The sequence below is a fragment of the Flavobacterium sp. KACC 22758 genome (assembly GCF_028736135.1).
Classification (GTDB): domain Bacteria; phylum Bacteroidota; class Bacteroidia; order Flavobacteriales; family Flavobacteriaceae; genus Flavobacterium; species Flavobacterium johnsoniae.
This window is the reverse complement of record NZ_CP117878.1, coordinates 4,784,665-4,810,888: the sequence shown is the minus strand read 5'-3', so window position 1 is coordinate 4,810,888 and position 26,224 is coordinate 4,784,665. Positions and strand designations below refer to the sequence as shown.

17 protein-coding genes and 1 pseudogene are annotated in these 26,224 nt (G+C 32.9%); 15 read left to right on the top strand and 3 right to left on the bottom strand.

Annotation, left to right across the window (positions count from 1 at the left end):
• Positions 1-99: 99 nt before the first annotated feature.
• Positions 100-1,983, bottom strand: a complete 1,884-nt coding sequence (gene htpG, locus PQ462_RS20310; protein ID WP_274251348.1) for a molecular chaperone HtpG — start codon at positions 1,981-1,983, stop codon at positions 100-102.
• A gap of 204 nt (positions 1,984-2,187) precedes the next feature.
• On the opposite strand from htpG, the gene PQ462_RS20305 reads away from it, so the two are divergent.
• The 6 genes and pseudogenes from PQ462_RS20305 to PQ462_RS20280 all read left to right on the top strand — a co-directional run bounded on the left by PQ462_RS20305 (position 2,188) and on the right by PQ462_RS20280 (position 7,135).
• Positions 2,188-2,685 (top strand): lipocalin family protein, encoded by a 498-nt coding sequence (locus PQ462_RS20305; protein WP_012022365.1) that lies wholly within the window; start codon positions 2,188-2,190, stop codon positions 2,683-2,685.
• An 18-nt stretch (positions 2,686-2,703) separates the two neighbouring features.
• A complete protein-coding gene (locus tag PQ462_RS20300) occupies positions 2,704-3,399 on the top strand; it encodes an OmpA family protein (RefSeq protein ID WP_012022364.1) in 696 nt (231 codons plus the stop codon).
• 106 nt (positions 3,400-3,505) lie between these two features.
• A complete protein-coding gene (locus tag PQ462_RS20295) occupies positions 3,506-4,456 on the top strand; it encodes an ABC transporter ATP-binding protein (protein ID WP_012022363.1) in 951 nt (316 codons plus the stop codon).
• Between the two features lie 253 nt (positions 4,457-4,709).
• Complete coding sequence (locus PQ462_RS20290; protein WP_073408971.1) at positions 4,710-5,717, top strand: 3-oxoacyl-ACP synthase III family protein; 1,008 nt, start codon at positions 4,710-4,712, stop codon at positions 5,715-5,717.
• Between the two features lie 317 nt (positions 5,718-6,034).
• Positions 6,035-6,359: pseudogene (locus tag PQ462_RS20285) on the top strand (GIY-YIG nuclease family protein).
• 104 nt (positions 6,360-6,463) lie between these two features.
• Positions 6,464-7,135 (top strand): copper homeostasis protein CutC, encoded by a 672-nt coding sequence (locus tag PQ462_RS20280; protein WP_012022359.1) that lies wholly within the window; start codon positions 6,464-6,466, stop codon positions 7,133-7,135.
• 98 nt (positions 7,136-7,233) lie between these two features.
• Here PQ462_RS20280 and PQ462_RS20275 read toward each other — a convergent pair whose 3' ends face one another.
• A complete protein-coding gene (locus tag PQ462_RS20275; RefSeq protein ID WP_274251347.1) occupies positions 7,234-9,651 on the bottom strand; it encodes a TonB-dependent receptor domain-containing protein in 2,418 nt (805 codons plus the stop codon).
• Positions 9,652-9,973: 322 nt separating this feature from the next.
• Here PQ462_RS20275 and argS point away from each other — a divergent pair, with 322 nt between their 5' ends.
• Complete coding sequence (argS, locus tag PQ462_RS20270; RefSeq protein WP_274251346.1) at positions 9,974-11,752, top strand: arginine--tRNA ligase; 1,779 nt, start codon at positions 9,974-9,976, stop codon at positions 11,750-11,752.
• Between the two features lie 483 nt (positions 11,753-12,235).
• Here the strand turns inward: argS and PQ462_RS20265 are convergent, their stop codons facing one another.
• Complete coding sequence (locus PQ462_RS20265; RefSeq protein ID WP_274251345.1) at positions 12,236-13,138, bottom strand: DUF6607 family protein; 903 nt, start codon at positions 13,136-13,138, stop codon at positions 12,236-12,238.
• Between the two features lie 103 nt (positions 13,139-13,241).
• Between PQ462_RS20265 and PQ462_RS20260 the strand changes: the two genes are divergently transcribed.
• The 8 genes from PQ462_RS20260 to PQ462_RS20225 all read left to right on the top strand — a co-directional run bounded on the left by PQ462_RS20260 (position 13,242) and on the right by PQ462_RS20225 (position 25,764).
• Entirely contained in the window at positions 13,242-15,404 is a 2,163-nt protein-coding gene (locus tag PQ462_RS20260; protein WP_274251344.1) for a TonB-dependent receptor plug domain-containing protein, read from the top strand.
• 12 nt (positions 15,405-15,416) lie between these two features.
• Entirely contained in the window at positions 15,417-16,829 is a 1,413-nt protein-coding gene (locus tag PQ462_RS20255) for an HmuY family protein (protein ID WP_274251342.1), read from the top strand.
• Between the two features lie 279 nt (positions 16,830-17,108).
• Positions 17,109-18,581, top strand: coding sequence for an SGNH/GDSL hydrolase family protein (locus tag PQ462_RS20250; RefSeq protein WP_274251341.1), 1,473 nt, complete (start codon positions 17,109-17,111; stop codon positions 18,579-18,581).
• 82 nt (positions 18,582-18,663) lie between these two features.
• A complete protein-coding gene (locus tag PQ462_RS20245; protein ID WP_274251340.1) occupies positions 18,664-19,995 on the top strand; it encodes an SGNH/GDSL hydrolase family protein in 1,332 nt (443 codons plus the stop codon).
• Position 19,996: 1 nt separating this feature from the next.
• On the top strand, positions 19,997-21,679 hold the full coding sequence (locus PQ462_RS20240; protein ID WP_274251339.1) for an MBOAT family O-acyltransferase: 1,683 nt from the start codon (positions 19,997-19,999) through the stop codon (positions 21,677-21,679).
• 360 nt (positions 21,680-22,039) lie between these two features.
• A complete protein-coding gene (ffh, locus tag PQ462_RS20235; protein WP_012022351.1) occupies positions 22,040-23,392 on the top strand; it encodes a signal recognition particle protein in 1,353 nt (450 codons plus the stop codon).
• Positions 23,393-23,530: 138 nt separating this feature from the next.
• Positions 23,531-24,418 carry a bifunctional 5,10-methylenetetrahydrofolate dehydrogenase/5,10-methenyltetrahydrofolate cyclohydrolase gene (locus PQ462_RS20230; RefSeq protein ID WP_012022350.1) on the top strand — a complete coding sequence of 296 codons (888 nt, stop codon included), beginning with the start codon at positions 23,531-23,533 and terminating at the stop codon, positions 24,416-24,418.
• 419 nt (positions 24,419-24,837) lie between these two features.
• Positions 24,838-25,764: a magnesium transporter CorA family protein gene (locus PQ462_RS20225; RefSeq protein ID WP_274251338.1), complete on the top strand. Its 927-nt coding sequence runs from the start codon at positions 24,838-24,840 to the stop codon at positions 25,762-25,764.
• Positions 25,765-26,224 lie beyond the last annotated feature (460 nt).

Here is a 26,224-nt window from a genome sequence, read left to right as displayed (position 1 = left end):
ACTTGTTTTTTAGTGAATTATCTTTTTGTTAATATTGTAAAAATAAAAAATCCTGCAAAAGCTAATTTGCAGGATTTAAGAAATATTCTATATCAAAGATTATTTAATCATTTCAAAACTTCTTTTTACGAAAGCCGTTAACGCTTCGCCTTTTAATAAGTTTTGAGATAATTTAGCTAAATCTAAAGCTTGTTTTACTAAATGCTCTTGGTGTGTTTTGTCTTCGGTATTTAAAATGCTCGATGCTAAATCTGAGTTAGTATTTACAACCAAATTGTACATCTCCGGCATATTACCCATTCCAAACATTCCGCCACCGCCAGTCTGGCTCATTTCTTTCATTCTTCGCATAAATTCTGGCTGCGTAATAATGAATGGCGCTGCCTGAGAATCCATAGCTTCTAGCTGAACGCTGTAAGCTTTTGGAATGTAAGCTTCTAATGAAGTTTTTAAAGCTGCTTTTTCGTCATCAGATAATTTTGAAATTGTATTTTCTTCTTTTTTGATTAAGTTATCAATATGGTCAGAATCTACACGAACAAAAGTTAATCCGCTGTTATCATTTTCGATTTTCTGAATTAAGTGCGAAATAATCGGCGAATCTAAGAGCAATACTTCGTATCCTTTATCTTTTGCAGCTTCAATATAAGAGTGCTGAGCATCTTTGTTTCCAGCATAAAGAACTACAAGTTTACCATCTTTATCAGTTTGGTTTTCTTTTAGTTTTTCTTTCAATTCATCTAATGTGAAATAAGTATCGTCTACCGTTGGGTATAAAACAAATGCACCGGCTTTTTCGTAGAATTTCTCTTCAGAAAGCATTCCGTATTCTAAAACGATTTTAATATCGTTCCATTTTGCTTCAAAATCAGCACGGTTTTCGTTAAATAAAGATTTCAGTTTATCAGCTACTTTACGAGTAATGTAGTTTGAAATTTTCTTAACAGCGCCGTCTGCCTGCAAGCCAGAACGAGAAACGTTTAACGGAATATCCGGAGAATCAATTACACCTTTTAACATTGTCAAAAATTCAGGTACAATTCCTTCTACATTGTCTGTAACGTAAACCTGGTTTTGGTACAATTGAATTTTATCTTTCTGGATCTGCATATCTGTACCCAATTTAGGGAAATACAAAATTCCAGTTAAGTTAAACGGATAATCTACATTTAAATGAATGTGAAATAACGGCTCTTCAAATTGCATTGGATACAATTCTCTGTAGAAGTTTTTGTAATCTTCGTCAGATAATTCAGAAGGCTGTTTTGTCCATGCCGGATTTGGGTTGTTAATGATGTTGTCAATTTCAACAGTTTCATTAACGTAATCTTCCGGAGCATCTTCTGGTTTTGGAAGAGTTTCAGTTCTTGTTCCAAATTTAATTGGAATGGGCATAAACTTGTTGTACTTGTTTAATAAGCCAGAAATTTTAGAATCTTCTAAGAATTCTAAAGAATCTTCAGCAATATGAAGAATGATTTCTGTACCACGTGAAGTTTTGTCAGCCGGTTCTAAAGTAAATTCAGGGCTTCCGTCACAAGTCCAGTGTGCAGCTGGCTCATCTTTGTATGATTTTGTGATGATTTCTACTTTTTCTGCAACCATAAAAGCAGAATAAAAACCAAGACCAAAATGTCCAATAATTCCTGAATCTTTAGCAGAATCTTTGTATTTGTCTAGGAATTCTTCGGCTCCGGAAAAAGCAACCTGATTAATGTATTTTTCTACTTCATCAGCCGTCATACCTAAACCTTGATCGATAATATGGATTTTTTTACCTTCTTTATCAATTTTGATTTCGATAATTGGATTTCCGTATTCAACTTTAGCTTCGCCAATGCTGATAAGGTGTTTTAACTTTAAAGTAGCGTCTGTTCCGTTTGAAACCAGCTCACGTAAAAAGATTTCGTGGTCGCTGTATAAGAACTTTTTGATTAAGGGAAAGATGTTTTCTACCGAAACATTAATTTTACCTGTTGTCATATTTTTTTATTTTTTGAATTTAACTTGATGATTTTCATTTAGTCAAATAAAATACCATTTTTTTTAAGGTGACAAATTGGCGTAAATGTTAATTTTGAAAGAAAATAAATAGATTCTAAAACGGGAATTCTCTTAATGAATCGTATATTTGTGGTACAATAATTGTTAAAAAGGCAAAATAATAATCTTAAAAAATTGTATAAAATGAAGAAGAGTATCTTAATGTGCATGATTGCCGCAATGTTTTTTGCGTGCAAATCTGCTTCGTCCACAGCTTCAACAGACACAACGCTTTCAAAAAAGCTTGACCGACCAACTCAGGTTGCTCTTAAAGGAAACTGGGTGCTTACAAATGTGTCTTATCCAGGTTCAGATTATATCAAAGTAAATTCATTTGATCTTGCAGATTCTAAATGTTTTATTGGCAGTACCTGGAGTTTTATTTCAAATAATAATAAAGGTACTATGGCTTTAACTTCACCAAGCTGTACTTCATTTTCTTCGCCAATTGTGTGGAGTATTAACAATCAGGGAATGTTTATTCTTAAAATTCTTGATGCTGGTGAAAAAGCTAAGAAAGTAAGAGATGGTTATCTGCTTAAAGTTGCAGGTGTAACTGAAAGTTCTTTTCAGTTAATTGACAACATCAATGTTGGCGGACAAGTAAAAGATGTTGTTTACCAATTTCAAAGAGCTAATTAATATTTAAAAAAGAAAAATATGAAAAAGATAACTGTTTTAAGCTTAAGTGCTTTATTTATATTCACTAGTTTTTTTACAAGCTGTGATTCAGTAAAAAATGCAAATAACACGCAAAAAGGAGCTGGAATTGGTGCTGTTGCCGGTGGTGTAATTGGTGCTGTTTTAGGAAATAATTTAGGGAAAGGCGGAAACGCTGCGTTAGGAGCTGCAATTGGTGCTGCTGTTGGTGGTGGAACTGGTGCTCTTATTGGAAACAAAATGGATAAACAGGCTCGTGAGATCGACCAGGCTTTACCAGGTGCTTCTGTAGAAAGAGTAGGTGAAGGGATTCATTTAACTTTAAATGAAAATTCTGTTCGTTTTGATACTAACAAATCAACTTTAACACCTACTGCAAAAGCTAACTTAGATAAATTAGTTCCTGTATTTAATGAATATGGAGATACTGATATTCAGATTTTTGGTTACACAGATAATACAGGAAAACCAGAATATAACTTAACACTTTCTGGACAAAGAGCTGCATCTGTGCAGGCTTATTTAGTTTCAAAAGGATTAAAGTCAAGCCGTTTTAAAACTTCAGGTTTAGGTATTGCTGATCCTATTGCAACAAATGATACTCCAGAAGGAAGAGCTCAAAACCGTCGTGTTGAATTCTCAATTACAGCAAATGACAAAATGGTTAACGACGCAAAAGCTGAAGCTGGAAAATAATTTTCAGATAAAATAAAATATAAAAAAAGCTGTTTCATAATTGAAGCAGCTTTTTTTTGACTTTAGTAATTAAACATCGTAAATTTGACCTCTCTAATTACAACACATGCTTGATATTCAAAATATATCTTTTTCGTATACTGACAAACCAGTTATAAATAATGTTTCTTTTACGATCAATAAAGGCGAGAATATTGCCATTATTGGTGAAAGCGGTTGTGGAAAAAGTACGCTTTTAAAGCTTATGTACGGTTTGTTCGATTTAGATGAAGGAAAAATATTTTATAACGAAAAACCTATTCTGGGACCAAAATACAATTTGATACCGGGGATGCCTTATATGAAATATCTGGCGCAGGATTTCGATTTGTCTCCTTACGAAACTGTTGCTGAAAACGTTGGAAAGTTTCTTTCGAATGGATTTGCCAATATGAAAAAACTTCGCGTTCAGGAGTTATTGGAAATGGTCGAGATGGACCAGTTTTCAAATGTAAAAGCTAAATTTTTGAGCGGCGGACAGCAGCAGCGAGTAGCACTGGTTAGAGTTTTGGCTCTTGAACCAGAAGTTATTCTGCTGGATGAACCTTTCAGCCAGATTGATGCTTTCCGTAAAAATGCTCTGCGCAGAAATTTATTCAAATATCTAAAACAAAAAGAGATTACGTGTATTATTGCCACACATGACAGCACTGATGCTTTGTCGTTTGCAGATGAAGCTATCGTAATGCGTCATGGTGAAATTGTTGTTAAAGGAGATCCTTCAAAAATTTACGAAGATCCTCAGACAAAATATGTTGCTTCGTTGTTTGGAGAAGTAAATGAAGTTGCAACACATTTACTGCTTCCTTATGAAGATGAAACACATAAAACTTTGGTATATCCGCATCAGTTTAAAATGGTTGCAGAGTCAAAACTTCCGGTAAAAATTAGAAGAACTTATTTTAGAGGAAGTCATTATTTAATTGAAACTGTTTATAAAAGACAATTAATATTCTTCGAAAGCGAAATTGATCTTCCGCTCGAACAGGAAATTTTTCTTGGCTTGAATTATTTATAAAAAATAACCCGACAGGTATAAATTGTCGGGTTTGTTTTTTTTAAAGGAGTTTTTACTGTCCTAAATTGTAATTTTCGTTTTTCTTCAATGTTTTGGTTTAAAAACTGTTTTTTCAAAAAGTAAATGTTTTTAAATAGTCTGATAATTAAAGTATATTAAATTGCTAATAACGAAAAAAATAGTAATTTGTACTCTAATGTTTTAAACTATACTTAAATTTGCATTCTAAATTTTTAACAAATAACAATACAATATGTATCATTCAAAAATAGCAGGCTTAGGATATTATGTTCCTTCAAATGTTGTAACAAACGATGATTTGTCTAAGATAATGGATACCAATGACGAATGGATTCAGGAAAGAACCGGGATTCAGGAAAGAAGACATATTATTCGCGGAGAAGACACTACAACTTCTATGGGAGTAAAAGCGGCTAAAATTGCAATAGAACGTTCTGGCGTAGCCAAAGAAGATATTGATTTTGTAGTTTTTGCTACATTAAGTCCAGATTACTATTTTCCAGGACCTGGAGTTTTAGTACAGCGTGATTTAGGATTAAAAACGGTTGGAGCATTAGATGTTAGAAATCAATGTTCTGGTTTTGTTTATGCAATTTCTGTTGCAGATCAATATATTAAAACGGGAATGTATAAAAACATTTTGGTAATTGGTTCTGAGGTTCACTCAACTGGTTTAGATATGACTACCCGCGGGCGAGGCGTTTCAGTAATTTTTGGAGACGGAGCCGGAGCAGCTGTTCTAAGCCGTGAAGAAGATGTAACAAAAGGTATCTTGTCAACACATTTACATTCAGAAGGGCAGCACGCCGAAGAATTGGCTTTGCAGGCACCGGGAATGGGAGCGCGCTGGGTAACAGATATTCTTGCTGATAATGACCCAAATGACGAAAGCTATTATCCTTACATGAATGGTCAGTTTGTATTTAAAAATGCAGTTGTTCGTTTTGCAGAGGTAATTAATGAAGGCTTAGAAGCAAATGGACTTCAGGTTTCAGACATCGATATGCTGATTCCACATCAGGCTAACTTGAGAATTTCGCAATTCATTCAAAATAAATTTAAACTGACAGATGATCAGGTTCACAATAATATCCAGAAATACGGAAATACAACGGCAGCATCCATTCCAATTGCTCTGACTGAAGCTTGGGAACAAGGAAAAATCAAATCTGGAGATACTGTAGTTTTAGCGGCCTTTGGAAGTGGATTTACTTGGGCAAGTGCTATTATTAAATGGTAAATTAATTCATCTTACATTATATTTAAAACCTGCTTCGTTTGGAGCAGGTTTTTTTATATCGTTTTGTTTAGAGAAAGTCTAAGGCTTCCTTGGTCTGGATTCAAAGACTTGTCAGGCTGAGCGAAGTCGAAGCCCACGTCCTGATTGGCAGCAATACTATTAAATCGTATATTTTTATAAAAGTAGTTTTGAATTTAGGGCGTTCTCATTGGAACGGGGCTTCGACTTCGCTCAGCCTGACAAACAACGGTTAATAGATTTTAATATTAAAAGAAATATTTTTCTTACTTTTATTTGAGGTTTAAAATTTTAAATAAATGAAACGATATTATGTTTATATACTAAAATGTTCTGATAATAGTTACTATACCGGATTTACAAATAATATTGAAAGAAGATTAAACGAACATAATTCCGGAATAAATAAAGAATATTATACTTTTTAATAAAAGACCTTTGGAATTAGTTTTCTATGCCGAATTTAATGATGTCCATCAAGCAATTGCGTTTGAAAAGCAAGTAAAGGGCTGGAGCAGGAAAAAGAAAGAAGCGATAATTAATGATAAATGGGAGGATTTGAAAAAGTTAGCAGAATGTTTAAATAAAACAAGTCATAAAAATTTTTATAAAAAGGAGGTTTAGTAGTAAATTAGCCTTCGACTTCGCTCAGGGTGACACTCGTGTTGAGATTTCTGAAAACATTTGTCAGGCTGAGGAAAGTCAAAGCCCCTTTTAAATAATTTACAATGAAAAAAAATCAACTTGAAATAGCTTGTTTTAATTACGAGTCGGCGATAATTGCGCAAGAGAACGGCGCAGATAGAATCGAGCTGTGCGAAAATATGAAACTAGGCGGTACAACGCCAAATTCTATTTTGGTGGTAAAAGTCCGTGAAAGTTTAAATATAAAAATGCATGTTATCATCAGGCCTCGAGGCGGTGATTTTGTTTATTCGGATGAAGAACTTACCGAAATGAAACAGGATATTAAACAGTATAAAAAACTTGGAGTTGATGGTTTTGTTTTTGGAATTTTAAAAGACAGCGGCAATATTAATAAAAGACAAAACAAAGAATTAGTGCATCTGGCGCATCCGCTTCCTTGTACTTTTCACCGCGCTTTTGATGTGGTTAAAAATGTAGAAAAATCTCTTGAAGATGTTATCAACTGCGGATTTAAAACTATTTTAACTTCAGGTCAGGCAGTAAATGTAGAAGAAGGTATTTTAGCTTTAGAACGAATACAAGAACTTGCTAAAAATAGAATTGAAATAATGCCCGGAGGAGGTTTGCGATCCTCAAATATTAAGTTATTACAGGAAAAATTAGATTTGACTTTTTACCATTCATCGGCCATAACAAACAATTCAGAAACTGCAAATCCCGAAGAAGTAAAAGAACTGAAAAATTTTCTTTAGTTTATAAAATAAAAAAAAAGCCTGGAGTTGGCATACTCCAGGCTTTTCTACAAGAAAATTATTCAAAATTATTAAAATATCATCTAATAGGGTGGTAGTTAGAACATACCGCCGCCACCTTGATTCGTGTTGTCTTCTCTTTGTTTACGTTCTAATTTTTTAATTTTAGCTCCTCCAAAGTTGTAAGTTAAGCCTAAATAAACAGTTTGGCTTTCCCATGTAAACTGGCCAGTTTGAGGATAAGGATAAATACCGTCAAATGAGAATTTCATTGTATTGAAAACGTCGTTAAAACGTACGCTGATATTCATTTTGTTGTCTAACAAAGTATAGCGTGAACCAATATCAATTTTGTACATTTCGTTTCTTTTCTGCTGAATCTCATCAATCGGACCTCTGTAAAAACCAAATAATAAAAAGCTTAAGCGTTTTGTTGGTTTGAAGTTTGAGTTCATACGAGCATTAAATGCAGAAGTTGTAACACTGCGTTGAAACGGTGAACTTGTGTTTGTTGCCGGATCAAACTGAAATACAACACCTTCCTGTTTAATGCTGGAGAAATCAATTGCTGGCTGAATATCCCACCATTTTGTAAGTTTATAGTTAAGAGAAACATCAAAACCATAAGCACTATTGTGATCGTAATTTGCAAAACTTAAAATTTGTTTATATCCAGAAGCATCATTTGGATCCGGGCTTAAAGTTCTGCTGATTTGATCGTTAATACTTCTTACAAATACTCCTGCGGTAATACTTCCTTTTTCAAGAGTTTTAGTATAATTTACTTCAACCGAATTGGTAAACTGAGGCCTTAACTCAGGATTTCCGTATGAAGTTACTAATGGAGTAGAAAACTCACGAATAGGTTTTGTCTGCTCTAAACTCGGACGGTCTACACGACGGCTGTAACTTAATTGTAAAACGTTTTTCTCATTCAAATTATATGTCAAATAAGCTGATGGATATAATGTAATATAATCATCATCAAATTTACTTTGACCGCTGTTTAAGTTCGCAGCAACTTTATAGCTCTCAAAACGAGCTCCTAACTGATAGCTGAATTTTTTGTATTTCTGGCCCAAAGTTACGTAAGCAGAATAAATATCAGTATCGTATTTGTAATTAGAAATTTGTTCAGCAGTTGGAACAGAAGGATTGCTTGTATTATAATCGTTGTCTGTTCGTGTGATTCTTGCTTCAGCTCCTGCTTCAAGTGTTGTTTTATCGTTTAATGGATTGACATAGTCAACGTTAAAAGTTCCTAATTTTCTGCTTTCATGAATATAATCGTTGTAAATTACATTATTTACTGCATTTGCAGGATTTGTTGTTTGTGTGTCAAAGTTTGCATCTTGACTTTCTGAAGTTTTACTATAATTTCCTTCAAAATCCAGCGTATGTCCTTCTTTTTTAAAGATGTGTTTGTATGCTAAATTATAAGTTCCGGTTTGGTTAGGCCCCTGATATCTTGATTTTTGATAAATGTTTTTAATATTCGGATCACCGTTGTTATAATCAATATCGGTATTTACAATACCAGTTCCAGAAGATTTATTTTGATTAGTGTAAAAAGATAAAGTATTGTGATCGTTGATTAAATAATCCATACCTACTTTGTACAAATAATTATCATTGTCATTTGAAATTTTTAATTTTTGCACTACATCCTGATCTAGTCTTTGAATATTTCCATTGTTGAAATAAGTTCCAAAGTTATTGCCGGCATTTCCAAAGAAATTCACTTTTCCGGTTTTATAATTCAAATCTAAAGACTGGTTGTATTTTGCAGTTTCTCCAAAAGTAATACCGCCGCTGTAACTTCCGTTAAAACCAGTATTAGCATTTTTGTGTAAAATGATATTGATAATTCCAGACATTCCCTCTGGGTTATATTTTGCACTTGGATTTGTAATCAACTCAATTTTTTTGATAGAAGTTGATGGAATTTGTTTCAACAACTGTGCAGGATCAATATTTGATGGACGCCCATCGATCAATACACGAACATTGTCATTTCCGCGAAGCGAAAGTTTTCCATCCTGATCTACGTTTACAGACGGAATATTGTTCATAATATCTGATGCTGAAGCTCCGGCTGTTGTTAAGTCTTTACCAACGTTGACTACTTTTCTGTCGATTTTTTGTTCTATTGTAGAACGTTCTGCAACAATATTTACTCCTTTTAACTGCGTTGCTTCTTCTTCAAGAGAAACATTTACTGTTGCTGTTTTTTTATTGTCATTTAAAAATACAGAACCAACATATTTTCTAAAACCAATATATTGAATTTCTATTGTGTAGCTTTTTAGAGCTAAATTTTTAAAAGTAAAATCTCCATTGTCATCTGTGTTAACGCCTGTCACTACTTTTCCGTTTTCTTTAAGAGAAACAGTTGCGTAAGAAATAGGCGCATTATTAGATTTTTCTACAATTTTTCCCGAGACCGATCCCGAGTTTTGAGCTTGTGCTGTTGCAATTATCCCCAATATTGCAAACAGAAAAAATTTTAGTTTCATAACTTTTACTTGATTATTTTGATTTGATTGATGATGATGATTATTGTTTTTTTGTTTTTTGATTTTTTCCTTCAATTTAATTTGAAGCTCTTATTAAGACTCATATGTGAACGTTATGTTACATAAAAAAATGAAAAAAAAGATTATTTTTTTGTGAACCGCTGTTTTGTAAGAGATTAACGTTTTGGTTTTTTGATAATTTTAACATTCAACTCAAAACGTTTTTTAAGAAATTCTGAGAGAAATATGTTATTTTATATGTTTTTCATTTTCTCTAATTGACGAATAAGCAGTATCTTTGCTCACTTTAAAATAAGTTTACATGTCATTATCACAAATTCTTACACCTTCTATACAAAAAGCAATACAAGTATTATTTGACGTTTCTGTCGATAAAATCGAGTTTCAGACTACTAGAAAAGAGTTTGAAGGCGATATTACAATGGTAATTTTTCCTTTGTTGAAAGTTATTAAAAGCAATCCGGCAGAACTGGGAAATAAAATAGGAACTTATCTGGTAGAGAATGTTTCTGAAGTTGCCCGCTTTAATGTAGTTTCAGGTTTTTTGAATATTGTAATTTCAGACAGTTATTATGTAGATTTCTTTAACGGAATAAAAGATCAAAAGCAGTTTGGCTTTTTATCTCCAAATCCAGAAGAAAAAGCAGTAATGGTTGAATATTCTTCACCAAATACCAATAAACCATTACACTTAGGTCACGTTCGTAACAACTTGTTAGGATATTCTGTTGCAGAAATTCTAAAAGCTTCTGGCAAAAAAGTATACAAAACCCAAATTATCAATGACCGTGGTATTCATATCTGTAAATCGATGCTGGCCTGGGAAAAATTTGGAAACGGAGAAACTCCTGAAAGTTCAGATTTAAAAGGTGATAAGTTAGTTGGTAAATATTATGTGGAATTTGATAAAGCTTATAAGACAGAAATTAATCAATTAATTGAAGCGGGTAAAACCGAAGAAGAAGCTAAAAAACAGGCTCCAATTATTATTGAAGCACAAGAAATGCTTAAAAAATGGGAGGCAGGTGATGAAGAAGTTATAGCACTTTGGAAAAAAATGAACCAATGGGTTTATGATGGTTTTGCAGCAACTTACACAAATCTTGGAGTTAATTTTGATAAATACTACTATGAAAGCAATACTTATTTATTAGGTAAAGATGTAGTTCAGGTTGGTCTTGATAAAGGAGTATTCGAAAAAGATCCTGACGGTTCAGTTTGGATTGATTTGACAGATGAAGGTCTGGATCGTAAAATTGTATTACGTTCTGATGGAACTGCAGTTTATATGACTCAGGATATTGGGACAGCAATTCAGCGTGTAAAAGATATGCCAGATGTAGGCGGAATGGTTTACACTGTAGGTAACGAACAGGATTATCATTTTAAAGTATTATTTCTAATCCTGAAAAAACTTGGTTTTGACTGGGCTTCAAGTTTATATCATTTATCATACGGAATGGTTGATTTGCCTTCAGGAAAAATGAAAAGCCGTGAAGGAACTGTTGTTGATGCCGATGATTTGATGCAGGATATGACCGATACAGCTAAACAAATTGCTGAAGACTTAGGGAAATTAGACAGCTATTCGGCAGATGAAAAAGCAAAATTGTATAAAACAATTGGGCTTGGTGCTTTAAAGTATTATATTTTAAAAGTTGATCCTAAAAAACGTATTTTGTTTAATCCGGAAGAATCTGTAGATTTTGCTGGAAATACAGGACCTTTTATTCAATATACTTATGCAAGAATCCAATCCATTATTCGTAAAGCCGATTTTGATTTTTCTAATAAAATTGAAATTGAAGAACTGCACGAAAAAGAAAAAGAATTGGTAAAACAAATCGAACTTTTCCCTGAAGTAATTCAAAATGCGGCACAAAATCACAGCCCGGCATTAATTGCAAATTACACTTACGATTTGGTAAAAGAGTATAATTCATTTTATCAATCTGTTCATATTTTAGGTGAAGCAGACTTAACAAAGAAAATTTTCAGAGTGCAGCTTTCTCAAAAGGTTGCCGAAGTCATAAAATCAGCATTTAGCTTATTAGGAATTGAAGTTCCGGAAAGAATGTAAGAAACTTAATAATAATGAAAATTTAAAAGCCGATAGTTTTTTAAAACTCTCGGCTTTTTTTGTTTAATTTTTCTATAGATAATTTAGACGTAATACAGTTCTATAACGTTGTAGAAGTTAATTTTTAAGTTAAAAGCGTAATTTTTGTAGGAAGAGTTTTTTAATTGTATTAATTTTCCTGCTTTATTTAAGATTAGGCATTGTTTTAGTTTTTTTTAAATGAATTTTAGCATTTTGTGAAATGCATTTATGGGCAAGGTTTTTTAGTTAAATTGCTGCTGCAGAGATAAAAGATAGATGTATAATTGAGTGAATAGCTGAATTTAAAGATACCTCCTTATATTCATTTTTAACTATTTTGAATTAGTAACCCTTTTAGTAAAAATAATAAGGAACAAACCGTCTCTCAAGACGGTTTTTTAATTAATAAAAAAAGCCGGCAGTTTTTAAACTACCGGCTTTTTTATAACTAACACAAATATTTTATTTTACGAATTTATTGATGATCGCATCAGATTCTGCTTTTGCAGCGTTTGGTTTTAAATCAAACAATAAAGAGTAAAGTGCTTTTCTGTCAACTTTAGCTTCTAAATTCAAATCCTGATGTCTGTCAAAAAGAGTCTGCCATTTGTCACGAACGTTTTTCCATAGAGCATTATTTTCTTTCCACCATTTTTGAGCAGCGATACATTTGATATCCGGAACTTTAGTATAAACATCAAATCCTTTTTCCTGAGCTAATAAAACATCTTTACCAGCATCGTCACGAACAAGTTTATCATTATCCTGCTCATGATTCCATCCTGTTGCAGTTATTTCGTGAATGTTTCTTCTTTTTAATACGTTATAATCGTTACGTTTTGTCTGCTCTCTTCTTGGAAGCGGAGCATCTGCAACGTTAGCCCAGTAATCCTGTCCGTCTACATGTACCCAAGTTGAAGATCCTTCATATCTTGGACTGTCGTCTACCTGATATACCTTTTGAGTCCATTGACCTTTAACCGCTTTTTTGTCTAATTTTTTATATTTCCAAGAATTTCCTTTATCAAACGAATATAAATCTGTGTTTTCATATAACCAGTCTTGTCTCCAGTGTTTAATGATCATATCATCACTTACAATTAATAAATGCTGCATTGAGATTTTATTTGGAGTATCTTCTAATAGCTCTACCCATTCTAAAGCCGATTCATGTTTTGTTTCAGATGGTTTGTATGTAAGAGAATCTTTAGGATATGAAAATGTTTCTGTGAAATTAAACTTTACTTCATAACAACCGCACATAGATTTGATTGATTTTATGTCTTGTTGTTTTTTGTCCTGACTGAATCCAAGACTGCAAGTTAAAGCCATAATGGCTGAAAGATAAAGGCTTTTTGTAATCATAACTTTTGTTGGTTTTTAATTTTTTTGCAAATATATAAATTTAATTTAGAACAATTAAAAATAGTTATATATTTGCATCGGTTATTAAGACTTAATAAAAATAATGAAAATAAAAATTACTTTTTTTGCTGTAATACTTTTATGTCAAATTTCTTTTGCGCAGCAAAAAGATACTATTGCATCTCGAGAAAAACTTTCTGAAGTTGTTGTTACAGGGCAGTTTGAACCGCAATCTATTAAGAAGTCTGTGTTTAATGTTAGAGTTATTACTAAAGAAAATATAAAACAACTTGCAGCAAATAATTTAGCTGATGTTTTAAATCAATATTTGAATATTAGTGTGACATCAAATGGTAATGATGGACGTTCAAAAGTTTCGATGTTTGGATTAGATTCTCAATACTTTAAGATTTTGATTGATAATATTCCTTTGGTAAGTGATACAGGAATGGGGACAAGTGTCGATTTAACGCAGGTAAATCTTGATGACGTTGAGCGTATTGAAATTATAGAAGGATCGATGGGAGTAACTCACGGTGCAAATGCTGTAAGTGGTATTCTAAACATTATTACTAAAAAAGGCGGTGGATATAAATGGCAGATTGGTGCCGCTGTTCAGGAAGAAACAGTTGGAGATGAATTTGCATTTTTTGATAAAGGCCGTCATATACAATCAGCTAAAATTGGTCATAATTTTAATGATAACTGGTTTGTGAATATTGGAGGAAATCGTAATGTAATGGCAGGTTATTATGATAATATGCAGGGAAAAGATTATGATAAAAATGATGGACTTAGAGGATATACACAGCTTCCAAAAGAACAATTAGTAGGAAATGCTATTCTAGGTTACCAAAAAGATGCTTTCAGAATTTTTTACAAATTTGATTATTATGGTGAAACAGTTGATTACTATAATCCAGTTGTAAATATACAAGACAATTATCCATTTGCAGATACCTATTTTTCGAGAGATAAAAGATATATCACCAATCGTTATTATCATCATTTAAATGCTAATGGAAATCTTTTTTCAAAGTTAAAGTACAATGTTTCTGTTTCGCAGCAAAAACAGGAGCGTGATTTAGAGAATTTCGTTTATCACATAGATGCAAAACAAGAGGTAGATAACAAAAGATTCACTTATCAATCAAAAGAGGTTTTCTATTCAACAGGAACACTTAGTAATTTCTTTGAAAATGAAAAGGTAGACTTTCAGCTTGGTTACGAGATTACAAACGAAAATGGTTTTTATGATTCTTCAGTTGGACCTTTTAGAAATGATAATCAGCAAGGTGTAAATATCAGAAAGAGATTAGAAAATTATGATGTTTTTTCGGTTGCCGAAATAGCTGTAAATGATAAATTCTCAATTCGTCCAGGACTTCGATTTTCTTTTCAAAGTGCTTTTGATAATCAATATGCAAGTTCTTTAGGTTTAAGATATCTTTTTGAAAAAGGACTTGAAGCAAGAGCTTCTTTGGGGAAATCTTATCGTACTCCAAACTTTGATGAGTTGTATACTTATTTTGTAGATTCAAACCACAACATGCAGGGAAATTCGGATTTAATTCCTGAAACAAGTACTTCTTATGAAGTCAGCTTAAAAAGAGCTTGTACTTTTGATTCTGGTGCTCAGATCTCGAACAACTTAGCGGTTACTTATCTGGATGTTGATGATAGAATAGATTTAGTTACAACACAGGTAAATCCTCTGCATTATAAATATCTAAACATCAACAGATATAAAATGTGGAACATTTCAACAGTAGAACAATATACTTATAAAAATTGGAATGTAATGTTAGGAGCTGCTGTGGTTGGAATTTCCAGAAGACTTGATTTGGCAGCACAAAACTTAGTATCTGATGATAAATTCTTCTACTCATTCAGATTAAATTCAAGTATATCTTATAATATTCCAAAATGGAATACTTTGTTAGCTGTTTTCTACAAATACAATGGAAAGCAGCAGCAATATGCAGCAGGAACCGATACTGATGGAAAAGCCGGTTTCTTTTTGGATGAACTTCTTCCATTTAGCTGGATGGATGCTTCAGTTCGAAAAACATTCTTTAAAAATAAATTTGAAGTTACCGTTGGGGCCAGAAATCTTTTTGATGTTACTAATCTGCAATCTGTGCAAAATGGAGGCGGAGGTGATGCAAGCGGCGGCGCGCACGGAGGCGGAGGAGCAACATCGGAAATGCTGGGTTACGGCCGATCTTACTTCTTAAAACTTTCATATAATCTAAATTTTAATTAATAAATCAATACCATGAAAAAGAACTTTATTTTAATATTATCTTTTGTATTACTTGCCATTGGGGCTTGTAGTAGTGATGATGAAGCGGCACAGCCAAATGCTGTAGCTTTTGCTTCTACTTCGTTAAATTTATCGGCAGAAACAACTCCGATCGAAATCAAATTTGCTTCTCCAACTGCATCAGCAGGATCTTTAACTTTAACTTACGTTGAAACTGCAGTTGCAAATGGTACAGATTATAGTACTACACCGGCAATCGCTGCAAATAAAGTAATAGTTCCTTTTGATAAAAATGTTTCTTCTGTAACTTTTAGCTTTAAGAAATTAAAAGAAGCTATTGAAGGTGAAGTAAAAAATGTTGTTTTTACTATTAGCAGTGCAACTATTAATGCTGTAATCTCTGAAAACAAATCAATTCAGGTAAACTTTAACGAAACTGCGTCTTTAGGAAATGCATTAGCTCCTGAAGTTGGAGGGCCAACACAGCCAAATCAGGTTTTTGTTGATTTAAGCAGCGGAAAAATGACTGCTGTTCCTAGAGTTTCATGGGATTTAGGATTTTACTCTGGAACAGATTTTAGAGTAATAATAAATCACACTGTGAGAATGTCTGCTAAACAAACAACTAGTGTAAATATTGATGAAGTTCAAGCAGAAGATGCAACTATGCTTGTTAATGGAGGCGGAAGTACTACTCAAGTTGATGATCCTGCAGGAGATATTACTAAAACAGCTATTGCAGTTGTATCTGCGACAGATGCTGATAACAAAGTATATGTAATTAATATGGGAAGTAATCCTGGAACAACTAATCCTGCTGTTGGATCAGAAGGAACAGGAACAGGACCTTCTAGAGGATGGAAAAAAGTTAGAATTTTAAGAAGCGGTAATGATTATAAAGTTCAGTATGCAGATATTGCAGCTACAACTCACGAAGAAATCACTGTTTCAAAAAATGCAGCTTATAACTTTACTTTCTTAAGTTTATTAGATAAGAAACCAGTTAATGTAGAGCCTCAAAAATTACTATGGGACATTAGTTTCACAAGTTTTACAAATACAACATCAATGGGATCAGGTTTAGTTCCTTATAATTTTGCAGACTTCGTTTTAAATAACGTTAAAGGTGGTGCAAGAGCATATCAAGTACTTACAACAGCTTTTACATATGATGCTTTCACATTGGCAAATGTTGACAACACTAAATTCACAGATGATCAAAGAAATATTGGTTCAAACTGGAGAGGAACAGTGGGCGGAACAGATGCAAATGGTAATCCAACTTCTGGATTTAATGCTAGAACAGATCGTTTCTTCGTTGTTAAAGATCCAGCAGGAAATGTATATAAAGTGAGATTTACAGCAGGTGTAAATGCAGCTGGTGAAAGAGGGTATCCTACATTCCAATACGCTATATTGAAATAATACATAAATGAAAATCTAAAAAAAAAATATAAAGATTATTCATTCTAAAAAATAATGCACGGCATTTAAATTTAGTTAATCATTAGCTTTGTTTTTTTATTTTTTTTTGATTTAAGAGGTTAGAATTTTCTAACCTCTTTTTTTTATTTTCTTTCTTGTTAAAATCAAATAGAAATGAACGATTTAATCCTATCTTTGCGCAGCAATTTTTTAAAACGGAATTAACAGGAATATTGATAATTAATTTCTGTGATCCCATTCTCAATATATAATTAATAAGTGAATACAAAATCATATTTCTTTCAGTCTTTTGCAATAGTTGCATTGGCATTTGTTGCTTTCATTGGGTTTAAACAAATTCTTCCGGATAAGATTTTTTCAGAAGGAAAAGTAGATTCCAAAAATGTACTTATTGATAGTCTGCTTCTTGAATCAGTGGCAAAAGATTCTTTGTCTGTCGATGGAGGTAGTATTGCAGATAAATCTGGTCAGGAAAAAATCGTTTATGATGCATCTGAAGGAATTGAATTTCCTTCTGAAACATTTGATAATTATAAAGGATATCAATACCTGATTTCTTTTTATGAAAAATTATATCAATTAGAACAAAATCCGCAGGGACATGTTAGAATTGCTTATTATGGAGACTCTATGACTGATGGAGATTTGATCGTGCAGGATGTTCGTATGAATTATCAGGAACATTTTGGAGGAAATGGAGTTGGTTTCGTTTCTATTATTTCAGAATCATCGGCTTCAAGAGGTTCTGTAAAAACATTGTTTTCTAAAAACTGGAAGATCCAATCTTATTTAAATGTAAAGAAACCAACAAGTCCGTTTGGAGTAAACGGTCATGTGTTTTTTGCAAATGACAAATCTAATACGACCTGGGTTCAATATGAGGCAGGATTAAACAAATATTCAACTTCTTTAGATAATCCAACATTGTTTTACGGAAGATCTTCTAAAAAAGGAAATGTAAATTTTATTATTGGAAAAGACACTTTAAGAAAAAATCTTTCACCAAACAATTTGGTGAACAGTTTAAAAGTAACTTCTGGAAGTATAAAATCTTTCAAAGCTAATTTTATCCACGCCGATTCTATTCCTATTTTTGGATTTAATTTTGATAACGGAATAGGAGTACACGTTGATAACTTTTCTCAAAGAGGAAACTCAGGACTGCCAATTTCTATGTTTGATGCTAATGTAATGCAGGCTTTCAATAATAGTCTAAAATACGATTTGGTTATTCTTCATTACGGAACAAACGTATTGAATTACGGAACTAAAAATTATTCATGGTATCAAAAAGGAATGACTAAAACGGTAAACAAAATAAAAGAGTCGTTTCCGGGAGTTTCTATTTTGATCGTTTCAACAGCTGATAAATCGACTAAATATGATTTAGAAATGAAAACAGATTCTGCCGTTGTGCCATTAATGAATGCTCAAAAAAGATATGCTTTGGATACTGAGTCAGGTTTTGTAAATTTATATACTTTAATGGGCGGTGACGGCTCTATGGTAAAATGGGTCGACGAATCTCCGGCAAAAGCAAATAAAGATTATACACACTTTAACCAAAGAGGAGCAAAAGCCATTGGTAATTTGTTGTACAGTCAGTTAAATAAGGGATACGAAGAATATAAAATTCTGCGTAAAAAGCGTGATGGAAGCGTTAAACCTAAAGCGATTAGAAAACCTAAAGCAGATTCCGTATCTGTCAAAAAAGATAGCGTAAATGAATAAACTACTTATTTTCTTTTGTTGTCTTTTTTTCTCAACAAATGACAAACCCGAAACAACAGTCTCACTTCCAATAACTAAAAATATGGTTAGCAAAATCGATTCAGCATCGGTCGAAACTTATACAGGAAATCACATCTATAACGCTAAAGTTTTAGAAAGTGTTTTTAAGAGATTGAGGGATAATGAAAGCGACAACAATCAAAAAATAAATATTGTTCATATTGGAGATTCACACATTCAGGGTGATTTAATGACCAATAAAATAAGAAAATTACTGCAGCAAAAATTTGGAAACGCAGGCCGAGGTTTTGTTTTTCCATATCAATTAGCCAAAACAAACGGATCGTATAATGAACGTTTTAGCTGTAACAGAATTTGGGAAAGCTACCGAAATATTTATCCGGTTAGAAATTATCCTGTAGGTTTAAGCGGTATTGGACTTTGGAGAGATACCGGTGGATTTGTAATGGAAATGAGCATTAAAGATGCTGCATATAAGTTTAACACCATTCAAATCATCACGCCGAAAAATGAGAATATGTTTGATCTGGCTTCGGGATCTCAAACCAAGTTTGTAGAAACCACAGAACGAAAAGTAATAACTCATAAAATTAAAAAAGGAGAAGCAATCTCTGTAATTGCAGATAAATATGATGTTTCGGTTGCTGAAATTAAAAGGGCAAATCAGCTGAAATCAAATAATATTCGTGCAGGAAGGATTTTAAAAATTCCAACCAATCAAACGCAGCCAAAAAATATTAAAACATCAGAGTTTGTACCTCTGAATCTTGAATCTGATGCATTTTGTCATTATTATAAATCAGAAAAAGCTTTAGACAGAATTTTTCTTATTCCGAATAAAGAAGCTAAAGATTTTGAATTAAACGGACTTGTTTTAGAGAAAAACGCTCCGGGAATAACCTACAGCGGTATTGGTGTAAACGGTGCAAAATTTTCAGATTATAATAAATATCCTTTGTTTTTTGAACAGTTAAAAGCATTACATCCTGATCTTTTAATTTTTTCTTTAGGAACAAATGAAAGTTTCGATAAACTGGAAGCATCTGAATACATTAGAAGATTGAGAGAGTTTATCAAAAACATAAAAGAGCAGAATATAAATGTTCCTATAATCGTCATGACTTCGCCTCCTTCTTTGTTTAGAGGAAGAAAACCAAATCATTTTGTTGGAGAATATGCACAGCGGATAAATGATATTGCCGAAAAAGATGGATTTGCCGTTTGGGATTTATATGATGAATTAGGCGGCTTAAGCGGAATAGGACAGCTGAAAGCAGAAGGGTTAATAGGTAAAGACTGGGTTCATTATTCTAAAAAAGGATATGAAAAACAAGGAAGTTTGTTTACCGAGGCGTTTTTAAAAGCATACGATAATTTTAAATTAAAAAAGTAAGTTGACAACAATAGACAGCATTAATAATTGGTTCATTCAAAATTTTGGTGCAATTACAATAGAACAAGTTGAAAGCTGGTTTGTTTATAATCCAGATGAGAAACTATTATTTAATACCGGTTTATTCTTAGGATTATTTCTGGTGTTTTATTTTGTGTATGGTTTTTTACGCAAAACATTTTATTTAAGATTAACGTATGTTATTCTGTTTTCGCTTTTCTTTTACTATAAGTCAAGCGGTATTTACTTTTTACTTTTATTGCTTTCTTCGGTAGTAGATTATGGTTTAAGCCAGATTATATACAAAGAAACCAAAGACAGCACCAAGAAAATATATTTGGTAATAAGCGTTATCCTGAATTTAGGATTATTGGGTTATTTCAAATACATGAATTTTATGATTGGAACATATAATGATATGTTCAATGGTAATTTGAAATTTCATGACATATTTCTTCCAGTCGGGATTTCGTTTTATACTTTTCAATCGATGAGTTACATTATCGAGATTTATCGCGAAGAAATTAAGCCTACAAAAAACTACATCGAATACCTATTTTTTGTTTCGTTTTTCCCTCAGTTAGTTGCCGGGCCAATTGTACGTGCAAAAGATTTCCTGCCGCAGATTTATCAAAAATTAAACCTGACTAAACAAGATGTAAACAACGCCTTGTTTTTAATTATTGGCGGATTAATTAAGAAAACGGTAATTTCAAATTACATTTCGGTAAACTTTGTCGATCGTGTTTTTGATACGCCAATGAATTATACGTCATTTGAAAATTTGATGGCTTCTTATGGATATGCTATTCAAATTTATTGTGATTTCTCAGGATATTCAGATATGGCAATCGGAATCGCTTTGTTGTTAGGATTTAAACTGCCTGCCAACTTTAGAACACCTTATAAATCAACTTCGATTACAGACTTTTGGAGAAGATGGCATATTTCTCTTTCAACCTGGTTAAAAGATTTCTTATACATTTCGATTGGTGGAAACAGAGAAGGTTCATTCGCCGGATATTTATTCCCGAGTTTGTTCTTCTTTGGATTGTTGCTTTGGGGAATTACAAATTACAATATCAGTATAATTCCGTTGATTGTTGCATCAGTTTCGATTGCTGTTTTTTGTTTGTCATTTCTGCTTTCAAGCAAAAAGAAACAAACTCTGTTAACCAATCTAAACCTTTTTACCACAATGCTTTTAGGCGGATTATGGCATGGAGCCGGAGCACAATTTATTGTTTGGGGAGCTTTACACGGGTTAGCTTTAGCGGTTCATAAAATTTTCCTTGAATTCTTTCCTGCCAGAAAAGACGGAAAAAGTAATTTCTTGTGGACTTTCTTTTCAATTTTAATCACATTCCATTTTGTAGTTTTCTGCTGGATCTTTTTCCGCGCCAGAGATTTCGAAACTGCATTACAGGTAATTAATAATATTGGTCAGTTAACTTTCGAGCCAGAACATTGGCAGGCTATTGTTTTAGGATATAAAAATGTGTTTTTGTTAATGCTGTTTGGATACGTTTGGCATTTCCTGCCGGAAGTTATTACAAACAAAATGAAGTTCGTTTTCGACAGAACACCATTATTAATAAAAGCAATAATTCTGGGCTTTGTTTACTGGATTGTTTATGCGACTGCCGTTGCCGGTTCACAGCCGTTCATTTACTTCCAGTTTTAATTTTAAGGTTCAAAGTGACAAAGTTACAAAGGCGCAAAGGTTTTATTCTTTGCGCCTTTTTTCTTTTGCCGCAGATTAGAAGGATTAAAATGATTCTTTTTCACGCAGATTTTACAGATTATGGCAGATTTTATTTTATTTTTTTTGAATAATAATTTCTGTGAATCTGCTTAAATCTTTTTATCCCGATAGCTATCGGGAGCGTAAAAAAAAACTTTGCAACCTCGCGATTTTACGAGCAAAAAAACATAGCGTTCTTTGCGTAAACCTTTGCGAACTTGTGCGGTTAAATGCAGCTAAATAAAAATTGCCTGAAATATCTAATTAGATTATCTTTGCACTTCAAATAAAGAAAAAGATATGTTTGATAATTTAAGTGATAAGTTAGATAAAGCGTTCCATATATTAAAAGGACACGGTAAAATTACAGAAGTAAACGTTGCCGATACTTTAAAAGAAGTTCGTCGTGCTTTACTTGATGCCGACGTTAACTTTAAAATTGCTAAAGATTTTACAACCAAAGTAAAAGAAAAAGCAATTGGTCAGGACGTTTTAACAACGCTTCAGCCAGGACAATTATTGGTGAAGCTGGTAAAAGATGAGCTGACTGAATTAATGGGAGGTGATGTTGCCGGAGTTAATTTATCTGGAAATCCAAGCGTTATTTTAATGTCGGGACTTCAAGGTTCTGGTAAAACTACTTTCTCAGGAAAATTAGCCAACTTCTTAAAAACGAAGAAAAATAAAAAACCACTTCTTGTAGCGTGTGATATCTACCGTCCTGCGGCGATCAATCAGTTACATGTAGTTGGAGATCAAATAGGTGTTGAAGTATATTCAGAACCAGAAAATAAAAATCCTGTTGAAATTGCTCAAAACGCAATTAAACACGCAAAAGCAAACGGATTTAATGTAGTTATCGTCGATACTGCAGGGCGTTTAGCAGTAGATCAGGAAATGATGGATGAAATTGCCCGTGTTCACAAAGCAATTCAGCCGCAAGAAACATTGTTCGTTGTCGACTCTATGACAGGACAAGACGCTGTAAACACAGCAAAAGCTTTCAACGATATCTTAAACTTCGATGGAGTTATCTTAACGAAATTAGATGGTGATACTCGTGGTGGAGCAGCAATCTCAATTAAATCGGTTGTAAACAAACCAATCAAATTTGTGGGTACAGGCGAGAAGATGGAAGCAATTGATGTTTTCTATCCAGATCGTATGGCTGAGCGTATCTTAGGTATGGGTGACGTTGTGTCCCTTGTTGAAAGAGCTCAGGAGCAATTTGATGAAGAAGAAGCTAGAAAACTTCAAAAGAAAATCGCTAAAAACGAATTTGGTTTTGATGATTTCCTAACGCAGATTCAGCAAGTAAAGAAAATGGGTAATATGAAAGACCTGGTAGGAATGATACCAGGAGCTTCAAAAGCCATGAAAGATGTAGAAATAGAAGATGATGCTTTTAAACATATCGAAGCCATCATTCACTCGATGACTCCGGGAGAAAGAAGTAAACCAGCCATTATCGACGTAAAAAGAAAAGCCAGAATCGCTAAAGGTTCCGGAACTAAAGTCGAGCAGGTAAATCAGTTAATGAAGCAGTTTGACCAAATGAGCAAGATGATGAAGATGATGCAGGGGCCAGGCGGAAAAAATCTGATGAAAATGATGGGAGGCATGAAAGGAATGCCAGGAGGAATGCCGAGATAAAATAATTAAAAGTTTCAAGTTTAAGGTTTCAAGTTAAGAGACCAAAACTTGAAACTTTTTTAATTACATAATATTTAAGTTTCGTTTTCAATTTGAAACGTGAAACAAAAGAAAACTTTAAACCTGAAACAAAAACAAATGCAGCTACTAGACGGTAAAAAAACATCTAACGACATTAAAAACGAAATTGCAGCCGAAGTTCAATCTATAAAAGCAGCCGGAGGAAAAGTGCCTCATTTAGCAGCTGTTTTGGTTGGAAACAATGGAGCAAGTTTAACTTACGTAGGAAGTAAAGTAAAATCATGCCAGGAAATTGGATTTGATTCTACTTTAGTAAGTCTGCCGGAAACGATTACCGAAGATGAACTTCTAGCTAAAATTAAAGAGTTAAATGAAGATGATAACCTAGACGGATACATCGTTCAATTACCATTGCCAAAACATATCGATGAGCAGAAAATCTTATTAGCAATCGATCCTGATAAAGATGTTGATGGATTTCACCCAACTAACTTTGGCAGAATGGCTCTGGAAATGGAAAGTTTTATTCCGGCAACACCATTCGGAATTATGGAATTGTTAGAGCGTTACAAAGTTGAAACTGCAGGAAAACATACTGTTGTAATTGGAAGAAGCCACATCGTAGGACGTCCAATGAGCATCTTAATGAGCCGTAAAGGAAATCCTGGAGACTCTACTGTTACATTAACACACAGCCGTACTAAAGACTTAGCTGAATTCACTAAAAATGCAGATATCATTATTACTGCTTTGGGAGTTCCGGAATTCTTAAAAGCAGATATGGTAAAAGAAGGCGTAACAGTTATCGATGTTGGAATTACTAGAGTAGAAGATGCATCAAACGCAAAAGGATACGTTATTAAAGGCGACGTTGATTTTGAAGGCGTAAGCAAAAAAGCATCATTCATTACACCAGTTCCAGGTGGAGTAGGACCAATGACAATTGCAATGCTGCTTAAAAATACGCTTTTAGCAAGAAAAATGAGAAGCGCAAAAAACAAATAAAATCGCGTCAAAATATATTTTAAGGCCTGTTCTATATAGAACAGGCTTTTTTATTGCATTAATTTTTTTAAAGAGATAGGAACATAAGATTTAAATTCTTAAAAAAGAATTTAAAAGAAAAACAAATTTCTCTCACATAGTTTACTCGATCGATTGCTGCTATGTTGTTTTAAAAAAAGTGAAACGCCTTTTTTTACAGTTACAATATCTATGTCTCTATATGTTTAAAAAATCTGCCCAAACTGCCATTTTAATATATTATTAATAGTTTAAAATTTTGGTTCTTAAAAATAAAGGATACTTTTGCAGCACTTAAAAAAATAACACTTCTCCAAATGGACGATTATTATTATTCGTTAGTATTAAATTAAGCAGCTTTTGAAGTTTCAAAATGCTGCGCTAAAAACCTGTATTTTGAAATGAAAGCCTTTTACACAAACAACAACGGATTGATAGAAATCCAAAAGTGGACTTCAAATTGCTGGATTCACATCGAATCTCCAACAGAATCAGATAAAAATTACTTATTAGAAGAACTTCAAATTCCTGAAGCTTTTTACAATGATATCGAGGATATCGACGAAAGACCCCGTATTGAAATTGAAGACGGCTGGACACTTATCATCATGCGCATTCCCATTAAAAGCGGAGATGTCAAAATTCCTTTTCATACTGTTCCGCTCGGAATCATTTTTAAAGACGATATATGTGTTACAATCAGTTTTTATAAAACAGAAATCATACAAGATTTTGTTGCTTATTCACAGCGCAAAAACATCGAAATAGAAGATAACTTCAATTTAGTTCTTAGATTGCTTTTATCATCAAGTGTATGGTATTTGAAATATCTAAAACAAATCAATCAGAAAATAAAACTTGCAGAAGACAATTTAGAGAAATCTATCAAAAATGAAGAATTGCAGGCCCTGCTTCAAATCGAAAAATGTTTTGTATTCTTTATAACCTCTTTAAAAGCTAATGACGTTTTGTTTCAAAGAATCAAAAACCTAAAAGCACACAAAGCCAATTACGATCCGGAATTATTGGAAGATGTTGAAATCGAATTAAATCAGGCACAAGATACAGCCAATATTTACAACAACATCTTGACCGGAATGATGGATGCTTACGCTTCAGTTATTTCAAATAACATGAATAACATCATGAAGCAGATGACTTCGATTTCTATCATTTTAATGATCCCGACATTAATTGCCAGTTTGTACGGAATGAACGTACCAAACGGTCTTGAAGAAAGTAGATACGGAATCTGGATCCTGCTTTTAGTTTCCATTATTTTATCCACTTTTGGAGTGTTTTTATTCAAAAGAAGAAGATGGTTTTAAAACTATAAGTTACAAAGCTGCTTTCTTAAGAAAGTACTTTTGTAAGCTTTAGAGAAGCGAAACATTCATAGCAAAGAATAAATATTTACAATACAAAGCTCCAGCGGAGAGGCATATTTTAATAATCTAAAATATATGCCGCTCCGCTGGAGTTTTTTTATTTTTTCTTATTGAAATTATATTCCGTCAGGGCTGTTTTTTGAGAATCTTTAAATGGTTTAAATTATAAATTGATTTTCTAAGTTCATGAAAATTAACTCTTTGTTTGATTTTAGTTTTAATCCCTATTTTTTAACAATAAGTTATTATTTGTTTTAATTTATAATGTAAGTTTGTCCCTAATAAAACAAACAATTTAAGCCTGTTACAAGTATATCAGCTCCCATGATTAAATCTTTAAAATTCCACGCATTTTTTTTTCATTTAATTCTTTTAAATAAATTTTTCTCAATACGAAGCA